General features: G+C 61.1%; 10 protein-coding genes. 4 read left to right on the top strand and 6 right to left on the bottom strand.

Going from position 1 to position 12,340, the window contains the following annotated elements; translation table 11 throughout:
• Nucleotides 1-86: 86 nt before the first annotated feature.
• From E8M77_RS22150 to E8M77_RS22170, 5 genes are all read right to left on the bottom strand, one after another.
• On the bottom strand, nucleotides 87-3,227 hold the full coding sequence (locus tag E8M77_RS22150; RefSeq protein ID WP_137132779.1) for an efflux RND transporter permease subunit: 3,141 nt from the start codon (nucleotides 3,225-3,227) through the stop codon (nucleotides 87-89).
• On the bottom strand, nucleotides 3,224-4,582 hold the full coding sequence (locus E8M77_RS22155; protein WP_137132780.1) for an efflux RND transporter periplasmic adaptor subunit: 1,359 nt from the start codon (nucleotides 4,580-4,582) through the stop codon (nucleotides 3,224-3,226). Before E8M77_RS22155 ends, E8M77_RS22150 begins: the two co-directional genes overlap by 4 nt.
• Before the next feature lie 159 nt (nucleotides 4,583-4,741).
• The gene (locus E8M77_RS22160) at nucleotides 4,742-4,945 is read right to left on the bottom strand and encodes a hypothetical protein (protein ID WP_170975969.1); all 204 of its coding nucleotides are present in this window, start codon (nucleotides 4,943-4,945) and stop codon (nucleotides 4,742-4,744) included.
• Nucleotides 4,946-5,037: 92 nt separating this feature from the next.
• The gene (locus E8M77_RS22165) at nucleotides 5,038-5,826 is read right to left on the bottom strand and encodes an SDR family oxidoreductase (protein WP_137132781.1); all 789 of its coding nucleotides are present in this window, start codon (nucleotides 5,824-5,826) and stop codon (nucleotides 5,038-5,040) included.
• A 105-nt stretch (nucleotides 5,827-5,931) separates the two neighbouring features.
• Nucleotides 5,932-6,210, bottom strand: a complete 279-nt coding sequence (locus E8M77_RS22170; protein ID WP_137132782.1) for a hypothetical protein — start codon at nucleotides 6,208-6,210, stop codon at nucleotides 5,932-5,934.
• Between the two features lie 362 nt (nucleotides 6,211-6,572).
• Between E8M77_RS22170 and E8M77_RS22175 the strand changes: the two genes are divergently transcribed.
• From E8M77_RS22175 to E8M77_RS22185, 3 genes are all read left to right on the top strand, one after another.
• Nucleotides 6,573-8,231 (top strand): electron transfer flavoprotein-ubiquinone oxidoreductase, encoded by a 1,659-nt coding sequence (locus E8M77_RS22175; protein WP_137132783.1) that lies wholly within the window; start codon nucleotides 6,573-6,575, stop codon nucleotides 8,229-8,231.
• A gap of 174 nt (nucleotides 8,232-8,405) precedes the next feature.
• Complete coding sequence (locus tag E8M77_RS22180) at nucleotides 8,406-9,098, top strand: pentapeptide repeat-containing protein (protein WP_246659365.1); 693 nt, start codon at nucleotides 8,406-8,408, stop codon at nucleotides 9,096-9,098.
• 125 nt (nucleotides 9,099-9,223) lie between these two features.
• Nucleotides 9,224-9,850 (top strand): L,D-transpeptidase, encoded by a 627-nt coding sequence (locus E8M77_RS22185; protein WP_137132785.1) that lies wholly within the window; start codon nucleotides 9,224-9,226, stop codon nucleotides 9,848-9,850.
• A 49-nt stretch (nucleotides 9,851-9,899) separates the two neighbouring features.
• On the opposite strand, the gene E8M77_RS22190 is transcribed toward E8M77_RS22185, so the two are convergent.
• The gene (locus tag E8M77_RS22190; RefSeq protein WP_137132786.1) at nucleotides 9,900-11,129 is read right to left on the bottom strand and encodes an MFS transporter; all 1,230 of its coding nucleotides are present in this window, start codon (nucleotides 11,127-11,129) and stop codon (nucleotides 9,900-9,902) included.
• Nucleotides 11,130-11,375: 246 nt separating this feature from the next.
• On the opposite strand from E8M77_RS22190, the gene E8M77_RS22195 reads away from it, so the two are divergent.
• Nucleotides 11,376-12,338 (top strand): diacylglycerol kinase family protein, encoded by a 963-nt coding sequence (locus E8M77_RS22195; protein ID WP_137132787.1) that lies wholly within the window; start codon nucleotides 11,376-11,378, stop codon nucleotides 12,336-12,338.
• Nucleotides 12,339-12,340: the final 2 nt, after the last annotated feature.

Below are 12,340 nucleotides of genomic sequence, written 5' to 3' on the forward strand. Positions count from 1 at the left end.
CGCGCTGATCGCACAGGAAAGGCAAGATTTCAAGGTCGCATGCGCAGCACCCGTCGATTGGCGGGAGCTGCGCGCTGTGGGACACACTATTCGGCGGCAGCAGCCGTCGCCGGTGTGACGTGCCCGACCGAATGCGAATTGGCCGGGGGCTGTTTGTCGCCGCGCCAAAACAGCCGCGACAGAGCCCGTCCCATCCGATCCATCTCGACGAAGATGACCGGCGTGATGAACAGGGTGAGCAGTTGCGAGACGAGAAGCCCGCCGACAACCGCAATGCCGAGCGGTTGGCGCAGTTCCGAACTTGCACCGGAGCCAAGCGCAATCGGCAGTGCGCCGAGCAGGGCGCAGAAAGTGGTCATCATGATCGGCCGGAACCGTCGCACACTGGCCTCGTGAATGGCGACAACGGCACTTTGGCCCTTGTCGCGTATCAGCTCCACCGCGACATCGATCATCATGATGGCGTTCTTCTTGACGATGCCGATGAGCATCAGCAGGCCGATCAGCGCAATCACCGAGAGGTCGAAATTCATCACCTTCAGTGCCACCAGGGCACCGAAGGCCGCCGCCGGCAGGCCCGACAGTATGGTGAGCGGATGGATGAAGCTTTCATAGAGCACGCCGAGCACGACATAGATCGTCACCACGGCTGCAAGAATGAGCAGGCCGGTATTGCCCTGCGAATCCTTGAAGATGGCTGCTGTTCCGCCATAGGAGGTGAAGACATCCGATGGCATGGAGAGGTTCTGCTTGATGGCATCGATGCGCGCTGTCGCGGTGCTGAGCGACACGCCATCCGGCAGGTTGAAAGATACCGTCGTAGAGACCAGCTGGCCCGTCTGGTTGATGGTGACGGGGGCCGCCTTGCGGGTGACGCTGGCAAAGTTCGAGAGAGGCACCAGCGTGCCTGTCTTTGACGACAGGACATTGATATCGCGCAGGAACTCATCGCTCCATGGCTTGTCCTTGTCGAATTCGACAATCACGTCATAGCTGTCGCCGGTCGACTGGATCTGGGCGGCCGTATAGCCGCCGAATGCCATTTCGAGTGTCTTGCGCAACTGGTCATTGGTGATGCCGAAGGCTGCGGCCTTGTTGGAATCAATGGCGATATCGGCGGCAATGGCACCGTTCTGCGCATCGGACGTGACATCGGTAAACGTGCGGTCGCGGCGCAGTTCGGCCTGGATCCTGTTGGCCCATTCATTGGTGGTGTCGGCATTCAACGCCTGGATGACCAGCTGGTATTGGCTGGCGGTGCTTCTCCCGCCAAAGCGAAGGCTCTGCTGCGGATTGATATAGGTCTTGATGCCGGCAATGCTGGCGGTCTGTTTGCGCAGATTGGCAATCGTATCGGCAAGCGGCGCACGCTCTTCCTTCGGCTTCAGCTCGACGAACATGGTGCCGTTGTTGAGCGGGCTTCTGGCGCTGCCACCAACAATGGAGGTGACGTGTTCGACGGCCGGATCTGTTTTTATGATCGCGGCCACCTGGGCCTGCAGATCGCGCATGGCGGTGTAGGAAATATCCTCGCGAGCCCGTGTCGAAATCGACAGGCGCCCGGTATCCTCCTGCGGAAAGAAGCTGGAGGGCAGAGTGGCAAACAGATAGCCGGACGCTGCGACCGAGCCGACAAAGGCGGCAAGCACGATGGCACGGTGCTTCAGGCACCAGGCAACCGAGCGGTCATAACCGGTCAGCGTGCGCGAAAAGCCCGCCTCGAACCAGCGGATGATCATCGGCGGGCGGCCGCTATGGGCCGACAGCCGCGCGCCGAGCATCGGCGTGACCGTCAGCGAGACAAGCGCAGACGCCATGATGGCAAGCGTTACCACCATGCCGAACTCGTTGAACAGGCGACCGACGACGCCACCCATGAGCAGGATGGGAATGAACACCGCCACCAGCGAGATCGACATGGACAGGATGGTGTAGCTGACTTCCGAAGCGCCCTGCAGGGCCGCCTCGCGCATTGGCAGGCCTTCCTCATGCAGGCGCAGGATGTTTTCCAGCATGACGATGGCATCGTCCACCACAAGGCCGACCGAGAGCGTCAGCCCGAGAAGCGATATGTTGTCAATGCTGTAGCCGAGCATGGACATGGCGCCGAATGTGGCAATCAGCGATAGCGGCACGGCAAGGCCGGGGATGATGGTGGCCATCAGGTGGCCCGTGAAGAGATAGATCACCAGAACGACGAGCGCGATCGTCAGGAACAGGGTGAATTGCACGTCGGCAATGGCATCCTTGATGGCGGTGGAGGCATCGTTCATCACATGCACGTTGACCGAGGGCGGCAATTGCTGCGCCAAAGCGGGAAGCTTGGCGCGGATCTCGTTCACCACATCGACGGTATTGGCGTCCGGCTGGCGCTGTACGGCGAGGATGATGGCCTGTTTGCCGTCATACCAGCTGCCTGCATCGAGGTTATCGACGCTATCCTTCACTTCTGCCACGTCACCCAGATGAATGGGTGCACCGTTCTTGGTGGCAATCACCAGCGAGCGAAATTCTTCGGCATTGGTGCGCTGTGTATTGGCATTGATGGTGAGCCGCTGGCTGCCATTCTGCAGCGAGCCGACCGGTATCTGGTTGTTGGCGCCGGCAATGGCCGAGGTGACGGTATCGACGCCGATGCTGCGCGCCTGCAATTGGCTCGGATCCAGCTCGACGCGCACCGCATAGGTCTGCGAGCCATAGATGCTGACCTCCGCCACACCCGACAGAGTCGACAAAAGCGGGGAGATGACGTTTTCGGCGATCTCGTCGACCTTGGAGCGAGGCAGTTCGTCGGAATTGACGGCCAGCAGCAGAATGGGGGCATCCGCCGGATTGGTTTTGCGGTAGCTGGGCGGCGTCGTCATATTGCTCGGCAATTGGCGCGTCGCATGCGATATGGCGGCCTGAACATCGGCGGCGGCGGCATCGATATTGCGGTTGAGATCGAACTGCAGCACGATCGAGGTATTGCCGAGCGAATTGGTGGACGAGATTTCGGCGAGGCCTGGAATGGTTTCAAACTGCTTGATCAGCGGTGTGGCAACCGAGGTCGCCATGCTTTCCGGCGAGGCGCCGGACAATGCTGCCGATACATTGATAGTGGGGAAATCCACCTTGGGAAGGGCGGCGACCGGCAGCATGCGATAGCCGGCAAGGCCAGCGAGCACGAGGCCTATGGCCAGAAGCGTCGTCGCCACGGGCCGATTGATGCAAAAGGCTGGGATCATGGCTTGGTGCCTCCCGTGACGGCGCTGGCATCGGCAACCGGCAGTGGCTGTTCTCCCGGTTTGCCGGCGATCTGTTCGACGACGGTCTGGCCATCCACCAGCTGCAACTGGCCCTCTACCACCACATGGTCACCTGCGGAGAGACCCTCGGCAATGGCCGTCTCGTCGCCATTGGCACGCAGGACCTTGACCTTGGCGGCATGCACCTTGGCGCCTTCGCCCACGGTGTAGACAATATTGCCATCGGCACCGGGCCGCACGGCAACGGTCGGCACGATGATCGATTGTTCATTGGATGCGAAACGCACCGTCACATTGACGTTCTCGCCCGGCCAGAGCGTGCCCTTATCATTGTTGAACTGCGCCTTGACCAGCACGGTGCCCGAGGCTTCGTCCACCGCATTGTCGAAGAAGGTCAGTTTGCCCCGGTCTTTCACGCCGCCGGTGGCTGCCGGATCCGTATCGACGGGTGCGCCATCGACAATGCCGACATGCAATTGCGGCAGGTAGCGCTGTGGCAGGCGAAAGCCGACCAGAATGGGATCATATTGGGTGATGGTAACGATGCTGGCGCCGGCGCTGACAAAGGTGCCTTCGCTGACCGTTATATCGCCGAGCCGCCCGTCAAAGGGTGCGCGGATTTCCATGTGTTCGAGCGCCACGACATCTGCGGCAAGCGTCGCCTTGTCGGCATCGATCTTTGCGGCGGCCGAATCGCGTGCGGCTTTCGCCTGCTCGAAGCCCTGCTGGGACTGGGCGTTCTGCTTCAGCAGGTTTTCGGCGCGGGCCAGAGCCGCCTCGGCTTCCGCAAGGCCTGCCGCATCGCTGGCGATATTCGCCTTGTCCTTGGCAACGGCTGCCATGGCTGTGCGATCATCCAGCTTGGCGATCAGATCACCGGCCTTCACTTCCTGTCCATCGCGGGCGGCAACGGAAACCACCAGGCCCTGTTGCAGGGCGGCAATTGTGGTGATGCGGGCAGCCTCCGCCCAGCCGGTGGCGGTCACGTCGAGCGGCAGGGTGCCGAGCCGTGCCGGCACGGTCTTGACCACGGATGGCCCGCCATTGCGGCGCCCGCCCTGGCCCTGGCCCTGGCCTTGGCCTTGGCCTTGGTTGCCTTGCCCCTGACCCTTGCCGTCGGCATGCTGGCCCGGTGTACGCGTCTCGCCCGTGGAGGCGGAGCGGTGCTGGGCGGGATCTGCCGCATCCTTGGCCGGCATATCGATGATGCCCGTTGCAGCAAGTAACGGCTGGATTGCAGGGAGTTGCAAGGCAGGGGGGAGTAAATCCCGGTAGTACACGGCGCCGGCACCAGCAATGATGGTGATGCCGAGGAAGGACCAGAGCTTTTTCATGAGTGTGCCTGACAGCGTCGAGTGCGGAACCTCCGCCATGATGCTGCAGTGCGAAATGGCGGCAGACCGAGAAAACGCCTCACGCGGTCAAAAAGCACCTTAAACTTCGGTAATGTCCGCCAAATAGAGTTCGATCGCGAAAAGTTGAGAGTGTTTCGCCTATCGACGGTATCGGCGCAATGCCAGCAACAGGCCGGCGCCGACGGCAGCCAGAAGCGCACCATAGGCAATCCACGGCGTCTGGTTGATCATGAAGCTGGAGGCTGGATAGGGGAAATAGCCTGTTCCCTGGCCGATCCAGATCAAGCCGACGAGGATGAAGAGGCAGGCAAGCACTGTGACGGCAGTACGGATCAATCGCATGTTAGTCAGCTCCTCATATGAAAGCCGGCCGGTTTTTGAACCGACCAGCCAGATGCAAATCCATGCCATTGCTTGATGGCCGCAGGCGCTTGTCAGAGCGACTTTGCCGCCCCGCCATCGACGCGGATCATGCTGCCCGTCACATAGGCCGCAGGGCCAGAGCAGAGGAAGGCGCCGACTGCTGCAAATTCCTCGACGGTTCCAAGACGTCCAGCCGGGATCGACTGGATGGAGGCGGTGCGCACCTCGTCCAGCGAGCGCCCGGTGCGCTTGGCATTGGCGCCGTCCAACTCGTCGATGCGATCGGTATGAATGCGGCCGGGCAGCAGAAGGTTGGCGGTAATGCCGTGGCCCGCCACTTCTGTTGCCAGCGTCTTATTCCAGCCAACCAGCGCGCCGCGAAGCGTGTTCGACAAAGCAAGGTTCGGGATGGGCTCGAAGACGCCGGAAGAGGCAACCGTCAGGATGCGGCCAAAGCCCTGTTCCTTCATCGCCGGCAGGAAGGCGTTGGTGACGGAAATGACGCTCATCACCATGCTCTGAAAGAAGCTCTCGAGCTTGGCTGTGGTCATTTCCTCGGCCGTGCCGGGCGTCGGGCCGCCTGTGTTGTTGACAAGGATATCAACGCCACCCAGCTTTTCCGCTACAGCCTTGGTCAGGTGATCCACCGCATCCGGTTCTGCCAGATCCGACCAGACCCAGTCGGCCTTGCCCTTGCCGAGCGCATTGATCACCTTGCAGTTTTCGGCCAGCCGCTCACCGCTTCGTCCGCATAAAAGCACATTGGCACCTTCGCGTGCCAGGGCCGTTGCGATGCCGAGGCCAAGGCCACGGGAGGAGGCGAGCACGAGTGCGCGCTTGCCGGAAATGCCGAAATCCATGGGGTCGATCCTTCTCGTATGCGTTTGCTGCGCCAAGCCTATAGCGTCGGAGGCAGGGTTTCAACGCGGGCAGGGCGCCAGCCGTGTCTCAGCTTTTCGCCAGGCTCAGTGCTTGGCGGCACTTTCGTCCACGTCGTCTTCGTCGTCTTCCGCGAAGGAGTGGATACCGTCGCGCTCGACGGTGGCCAGAAACTCTTCCCAGGCATCGCGATCGGTGCCGAAGGGTTCGTCCCAGGAGGTAACATAATCGTCCTGGCTCACCACTTCGAGCTGCCAGTCATTCTGCGTGCCGGCCGGGCGGAATATATCCACCAGAACCGTGACGCCATCGTCTTCGAACTCGCCGGAGAATTCCGAATGTTCAAGCTTGGGTTCTTTCGGCATTGCTTGGTCCTTGCGTTCCGGTTTTGGCTGACAAGAAGCCGAGGTTCGGCGTAGATTTGCAAGAGCGATTGAGAGTTTCCACATCTATCGGGCAAGGCGCACTCCATCTTTTCCTGATCCGGGGCGTTTCCTCGTCGCGGAGGCGACAATGATCGGCTTGGCCGGACGCAATCACGCGCCTGATTGAGGCTGGCTTCCAGAGATATTATTGACGTGTACGTAAGCGTAATATAATCTTTTCGGTGGAATGAGGAGGAGCCTGCCCAACCGGACCATTCACTGTCGCATGCCGGCTCGACAAGCGGTGCGCGTTTTGACAAGGAGAATGAGGATATGGGGTGTGGCTTAAGCGGAGCAGAGACATGAGCGATATGGAGCTTCCCGAGCGCGAAAGCATGGAGTTCGACGTGGTGATCGTCGGGGCGGGGCCTGCGGGTCTTTCGGCCGCGATCCGTCTGAAACAGGTCAATCCAGAGCTTTCCGTCGTCGTCCTCGAAAAGGGGGCAGAGGTTGGCGCGCATATCCTGTCCGGCGCCGTGGTCGATCCGATCGGCATCGACAGGCTGCTTCCGGATTGGCGCGATGAGACGGGGCATCCTTTCCAGACGCCAGTGACCGATGACCAGTTCTTGTTTCTGGGGCCTGCCGGCTCCGTGCGGCTGCCGAATGCCCTAATGCCGCCGCTGATGAACAATCACGGAAATTACATCGTTTCGCTGGGTCTCGTCTGTCGCTGGTTGGCCGAGAAGGCCGAAGCGCTGGGCGTCGATATCTATCCGGGCTTTGCCGCGACCGACGTGCTCTACAATGGTGACGGTGCCGTAATCGGCGTTGCGACCGGCGACATGGGCATCGAGAAGAATGGTGAGCCCGGCCCCAATTACACGCGCGGCATGGCGCTTCTGGGCAAATATGTGCTGATCGGCGAGGGCGTGCGCGGTTCGCTTGCCAAGCAGCTCATCGCGAAATTCAAGCTGGATGAGGGCCGCGAGCCGCAGAAATACGGTATTGGCTTCAAGGAACTGTGGGAGGTGAAGCCTGAGCGGCACAAGGCCGGTCTCGTGCAGCACTCCTTCGGCTGGCCGCTCGGCATGAAGACCGGTGGCGGCTCCTTCCTCTATCACCTGAACGACAATCTGGTGGCTGTCGGTTTCGTCGTCCACCTGAACTACAAGAACCCCTATCTCTCGCCATTCGAGGAGTTCCAACGGTTCAAGACACATCCGGCCATCGCCGCCACGTTCGAAGGGGCCAGGCGCCTTTCCTATGGCGCGCGTGCGATCACCGAAGGCGGCTACCAGTCGGTGCCGAAGCTCTCCTTCCCCGGCGGCGCGCTGATCGGCTGTTCCGCCGGTTTCGTCAATGTGCCGCGCATCAAGGGCAGCCATAACGCGGTTCTGTCCGGCATGCTGGCGGCGGAAAAGATTGCAGAGGCGATTGCTGCCGGTCGCGCCAATGACGAGCCTGTGGCCATCGAGGCCGAATGGCGCGCCGGCGATATCGGCCGCGATCTGAAGCGGGTGCGCAACGTCAAGCCGCTGTGGTCAAAGTTCGGGACGGCGATCGGCGTGGCGCTGGGTGGCATCGATATGTGGATCAACCAGATATTCGGCACCTCGCCCTTCACACTGAAGCACGGCAAGACGGATGCGGCCTCGCTGGAACCGGCGGCCAACCACACGAAGATCGACTATCCGCGGCCCGACGGCGTGCTGACCTTCGATCGTCTCTCCTCGGTATTCATGTCCAATACCAATCACGAGGAGGACCAGCCGGTTCACCTGAAGGTGAAGGACATGGATCTGCAGAAGCGTTCGGAACTTGCCATCTTTGCCGGTCCCTCGACGCGCTACTGTCCGGCCGGCGTCTATGAATGGGTCGAGAAGGATGGCGAAGAGGTCTATGTGATCAACGCGCAGAACTGCGTGCATTGCAAGACCTGCGACATCAAGGACCCGAACCAGAACATCAACTGGGTTCCGCCGCAAGGCGGCGAGGGACCGGTCTATCCGAGCATGTAACATGTCCGGCGCAGTGTCATCCTGTTTCGCTTTAGGCTATACTGACAAGGGAAGACATGGAGCCGGGCTTTCGATTGCCGGGCAACGGGTGAGCACATGACGTCAAAAGCGCGCGCGATGAAAGCATGGACCCTGCGACAACTTTGGCTGCGGTGCCGCCGCAGCCGGGGCCGCTTGCTTCTGCCGGTCGTGGCGGTGGCGGCCGGACTGTTCATTCTCGTTCCCTCCAAGCCATCCAGTGCGGTTGGCAAATGCAAGAGCGAGGCGGCGCAGGGCGTTGACTGGAGCCAGTGCAAGAAGCGCCTGCTGATGCTGAACGGCAGCGTCTTTGATGGCGCCAATCTGTCTGGCGTGGATTTTGGCATGACGGATCTGAGCGGCAGCAGCCTGAAATCCGCCAATCTGACCAAAGCCAGCCTGATGCGGGCTTCGCTGGCCCGTTCAGACGCAACGGGCGCCAATTTTGAAAAGACCGAGGGCCATCGGGCCGATTTCTCCGGCATTCGCGCCGATCGTGCGATTTTCCTGTCAGCCGAAATCCAGAGGGCCAATTTTACTGGCGCGCAATTGCATGGCGTCGATTTCACCAAGGCCGAACTGGGGCGGGCGATCTTCTATAAGGCAGAGATCGGCGATACGCGGTTCTCGATGACGAACCTATCGCGTGCGACCTTCCACAATGCCACGTTCGACGGCCCGGTCGATTTCGACAATGCCTTCATGTTTTTGACCCGCATCGAGGGGCTGGACCTGACCAAGGCTACTGGTTTGAAGCAGGATCAGGTGGCGCTGGCCTGTGGCGATCAGCACACGAAGCTTCCGCAGGGGCTGTCTGTGCCCGACAGCTGGCCATGCGATGATGATTAGGAACCTGCGTTGCCGATAAATCTGTCGCGCAGCAGATAGACTTCAAGGTTGTATTAGTTATTCGTTAACCATAATGTCCGTAAGTTGCCGTCAATCCAAGAATTGACCGCAATAAGGACACAATCATGTCGATCTCGCGCCGCGGGCTAATCTTCGGGCTTCCGCTGTTTCTGGCTGGATGCTCCACAGCAACGATGAACCCGCAGGCTGATTATTCTGCATTGCCGGCAGAAAAGTTTCCGCTGAAGACGGTGCCGATCGACCAGATCAAGCCGGAGCTGCGCCGCACGGAAGTGGCCTATGCAACGCCGCACAAGCCCGGAACCATCGTGGTCGATACACCGGCGCGCCGCCTTTACTACGTCCTCGATAATGGCAAGGCGATCCGTTACGGTGTGGGCGTCGGCCGCGCCGGCCTTGCTTTGTCCGGCAATGCCTATGTGGGGCGCAAGGCGGAATGGCCGACATGGACGCCGACGGCAAACATGATCCGTCGCGATCCGCAGAAAAACCTGAAATATGCCGGCGGCATGCCGGGCGGTCCCAACAATCCGCTGGGCGCGCGCGCCATGTATCTCTATCGCGGCGGCAATGACACGCATTTCCGCATCCATGGCACGAACCAGCCGCAGTCCATCGGCCATGCCATGTCGAGCGGCTGCGTGCGCATGATGAACCACGACGTCATCGACCTGGCCGCCCGCGTCAAGGTTGGCGATCGGGTGGTCGTCATCCAGGAAGCTCGCGCCTGACTTGAAGAGACGGTGCGTCAGGCTGAAAAGCTCTGCGGCACTGGCTCTGTCAGGCAGTTCGGCGTCTCTCGCGCTTCTCGACGGCAATCGAAATCAGGAAGACGACAAGGCCAAGCGCGGACAGGACGGCGCCGACATAGCCGGTGGCGCCATAGCCAAAGCCAGCGGCAATCACCAGTCCGCCGAGCCAGGCGCCGAGCGCATTGGCAATGTTGAAGGCGGAATGGGTGGTTGCAGCAGCCAGCGTCTGCGCATCGGCAGCCACATCCATCAACCGTGTCTGCACGGCGGGGCAGGCGGCAAAGCCGCAGCCGGTCAGGAACACGCAAATGCACAGCATGACTGGATTGTGCGCCGTGAGCGAGAAGACGGCCATGATCAGCACATTGGCGGCCAGCATGCCGCCGATCGTGCCGTTCAGCGAATAATCCGCCATGCGCGAGCCCACAATATTGCCGACATTCATACCGATGCCGAAGAGTGCCAGCACCACCGCGACCATGGAAACCGGCATGCCGGCCGTATCGGTGGTGGTCTTGGCGATATAGCTGAAGATCGAGAACATGCCGCCGAAGCCGATGGCTGCCACCGCAAAGGCGAGCCAGACCTGCAGACGCCCGAAGGCGCTGAGTTCCCGGCGCATGCTTGCACCTTCGGCCACTCGGTCTTTCGGCAGGTAAAGGGCAATCAGCGCCACCGTGAGGCCGCCGACGGCTGCCACCAGCAGAAAGGCCGCGCGCCAGTTCATCATCTGGCCAAGGAAGGTGGCAACCGGCGTACCGATCAGCGTTGCAATCGTCAGACCCAGCATGACACGACCGACCGCCCGCACCCGCCGGTGCGGCGGCGCCATGGAGGCGGCCACCAGTGCTGCCACGCCGAAATAGGCGCCATGCGGCAGGCCGGTGATGAAGCGCAACACGGTAAAGCTTGCAAATTCGGGCGCCAGCGCACTTGCCACATTGCCGAGCGCAAACACCGACATCAGCAGAAGAAGCAGGGTCTTGCGCGGCAGCTTGGCGGCGAGTGCCGCAATGATTGGCGCACCGATGACGACGCCGAGCGCATAGGCGCTGATAACGTGACCGGCCTGCGGGATCGACACGTCATAGGTCGCAGCCACATTCGGCAACAGTCCCATGATGGCGAATTCGCCGGTGCCGATGGCAAAGCCACCGACGGCGAGCGCAATTTCGATCAGGGCAATGGTGAGCGGAGAAAGCGGCGCGGCCTCGTGGCGGGCCGGCGCTTGGGAAAGATCGGCTGTAGCGTCGGTCATGGCATTTTCAAGAAAAGGCCGACGCCTGGGCGCCGGCCGAATTTGGGAGGAGGTCGAGCCTTCAAGGAAAGCTCTATTGATAAGGCTACCATACTATTTTGCGTTGCGGGAGAGGCGAAATTGCGGTCGCTAAATTATCACGATTGGCGAGCATAAGGCGTCTGACACTTGCCGCCGCGCCGCAAGCAACCATTTTGACGCTACCCCGTTGTGATGCCGCCCTCTTGTCCCGGAACCCATGCGCCCATGAACCTTATCGCCATTTTCAACCGCGACGGCGGCACTTTCAGGACGACCGACATGGATGCCTATTGCCGCAAGGCCGAGCAGGTGTTCCGTGCCGAGGGGCATAGCATCGAATGCCGTGTCGTCTCGGGAGAGGACGTGGTTGATGCGATGGAAAAGGTGGCAGTCACTCAAGGCGTCGATGGCCTGATTGCCGGCGGCGGTGACGGCACGATTTCGGTTGCCGCCGGCATTGCCTGGCGGAGCGGCCTGGCGCTCGGGATCGTACCGGCCGGCACGATGAACCTGTTTGCCCGCACCTTGAAGCTGCCGCTCGATATCTGGCAGGTGCTTGACGTGCTGGCTAAGGGGGAGGTGGCGCAGGTGGATATTGCCAGTGCCAATGGGCGCAGCTTCGTGCACCAGTTTTCCGCCGGTCTGCATGCCCGCATGGTGCGCTATCGCAACCAGATGAGTTTTGCCTCAAGACTCGGCAAGATACGCGCCAGCACGCGCGCTGCCCTCAGCGTCATGCTCAATCCGCCGGTCTTTGAGATGGAGTTCAATGCGAGAGGCCATCAGGGTCGTCGCAGGGTTTCGGCCATTTCGGTATCGAACAACGAGTTTGGCAGCGATGCGCTGCTGTTTGCCGATAGCGTGACAGGCGGGCACCTCGGTTTCTATACGGCCGATCCGCTGACGCCGACGGGCGTGGCCCGACTGGCAATCGATATCTTGCGCGGGCGCCTCAAGGACAATGAGTCCGTCAACGCCATGACCGTGCAGGAGGTGGAACTGCATTTTCCCCGCAAGCGCCATGATCTGCGCTGCGTGATCGATGGCGAACTTCTGCCAATGGATCGCGATGTGCATCTGAAGATCCATGCGGGCGAGTTGAAGGTGCTGGTGCGCAAGCCGCAGCACCCTATGGCCCAGGTGCAGGCACGGGAGGGCGCCCTGGATCAGACTGCTGCGGGGCTGTGAGG

The organism is Rhizobium sp. FY34 (assembly GCF_005222845.1).
GTDB lineage: Bacteria > Pseudomonadota > Alphaproteobacteria > Rhizobiales > Rhizobiaceae > Neorhizobium.